This is a genomic window from Streptomyces sp. NPDC057137 (assembly GCF_042670825.1).
Classification (GTDB): domain Bacteria; phylum Actinomycetota; class Actinomycetes; order Streptomycetales; family Streptomycetaceae; genus Streptomyces.
Map to the genome: position 1 here is coordinate 1 of NZ_JBHUUW010000138.1, position 2,106 is coordinate 2,106.

At 71.0% G+C, this 2,106-nt stretch carries 1 pseudogene; it reads left to right on the plus strand.

Annotated features, from left to right (window positions below):
- Nucleotides 1-831 precede the first annotated feature (831 nt).
- Nucleotides 832-2,106 (plus strand): annotated as a pseudogene (locus tag ACFT9I_RS40125) (hypothetical protein); the annotation flags it as partial.

Genomic DNA, 2,106 nt, shown 5'->3' on the forward strand with positions numbered 1-2,106 from the left:
CGCCGTGACACCTCCCGCAACGAGCACGTGGTCACCACGACCACGAGCCTCAACGACATCGCCCGCGATCTCACCATCTGGATGGCCGCCCGCGTTTTCCCCGGACGGCCCACCAAGCAGGCCAGCAAGTTGTAAAACACGCCCTAGGACGTACCGGATCTTGGGAGACGCGAGCACCGCGCTCCCGACCTGCGAAAGGGAGCACCCGCCGTGCACGGCCGACACCAGGACCGCGACGCCCGTTCCGCACGGGTCGAAAGGCCGTCAGGCGTGCCGGGGGGAACGTCTGTTGCGCGAAGTGGCAGGATCAGCCCAGTAATGCGAAACGGCCAGGGATTAGACCCCCTGGCCGCTTCTGACGTCCGCCCGGCTACCACACCAAGGGACTCGTCTGTGTCCAGCGTAAGCGACGCTCCGGCGTCTGCAACACCCACCGCTCCGCGTGCCGCCTCACGGGACGCCAGAGGCCCCCGCTGCGGGTGCGGGAACAAGATCACCCGCGTACCCGGCAAGCGCCCCAAGATCTACTGCTCCGACGCCTGCCGCAAGCGCGCGAAGCGGCTCCTCGCCAAGATCGAGCGGGAAGCCGCCCGTGGCGGGTCGTCCGGCAAATCCGGACGCCTTGGGAATGAAACAACAGAGTTTCCCGGGGGGTCTGCGGCCACCGGGTCTCAAGGGGCCGAATCGGACGTGCCAGAGGCCGCCCACCTGCACGAACACCACGACCGCGTCCTCCAGGCCAGGGCCCGGAAGTCGCGCCGGTACGCCGGACGCCGGACGCTGTGGCGGATCACCGGCGACCCCGCGTGCAAGGGCTGCGGCCGGAGCCTGATGGACCCGGCCTCCGGCGTCATCGTCGGGCAGACGGCATCCGGGACCGCCGTGGTCCTGGGCCTCATGCGCTGCGGGCGGATCTGGCTCTGCCCCGTCTGCGCGGCGACCATCCGGCACAAGCGGGCCGAGGAGATCACGGAGGCCGTAGTCGAGTGGATCCGCCGAGGCGGCACCGCCTACCTGGTCACGCTGACCACCCGGCACGCGGCCAAGGACCGACTCGACGGCCTGATGGACGCCCTCCAGGGCTCCCGGTCCGGCACGGCCGCCGAGATCCGCGTCGCCAAGGCCAACGTCGCCGTTGCCGAGACGACCCTCCAGGAGGTCACCGACCGGACCCGTGCCGCCGTGAACGCCGCCCGGCTTGCCGCGCCCAAGGGCCAGAAGCGCGCCGCGATGGCGGCCGCGAAGGAGGCAGCCGCGGGCGAGCTGGCCGACGCGCAGGCCCATCTCCGCACCACGCAGGCTGAGCTGGCGTCCACCCGCCGGAAGGCGGGCGCCTACCAGCGGCTCATCACCGGCGGCACCTGGGCCGGGCGGAAGTGCGACCCGGAGGGAATCCGCGGCCGGATCGGCTACATCGGCATGATCCGCGCAACAGAGGTCACCGTCGGCCTCGCCAACGGCTGGCACCCGCACATCCACGCGATCGTGCTCGTCGGCGGCCGGACCACGGGCGAGCGTGCCGAGAAGCGGGTGGCCGGCACCTTCGAGCCGTCGGAGAACGCGCTCACCGAGTGGCAGAACCACTGGCGGACGGTCTGGGTCGGCGCCCTCCAGGGGATCAACCCGAAGTGGCGGCCGTCGGACGACTGCGACCGGACCAACTGCCCGTGCGGCGGCAAGGGCCACGCGATCGACTTCAAGCGCCTGGAAACCGAGCGCGACGCCAAAGACCTGGGCGAGTACATCGCCAAGACCCAGGACGGCAAGCAGCCCGCACTGGAGCTGACCCGCGCCGACCTCAAGACCGCCACCGGGGAGAACGTCACGCCGTTCGAACTCCTCTTCCGCATCGGCGACCTGGCCAACGGGGTGCCCGACGACGGCGAGGAAGGCAGCGCCGCCGGCATCGGCACGCTGGAGTGGAACCTGGCCAAGTGGCACGAGTACGAGCGGGCCACCAAGGGCCGCCGGGCCATCGAATGGACCCGCTACCTGCGGCAGATGCTCGGCATCGAGGGCGGCGACACCCACGAGGACGACCTCGACATGCTGTTCGGCTCGGACGCCGAGGACGGCGAGCTTCGCGCCGGCGTCGCCATCGCCGAA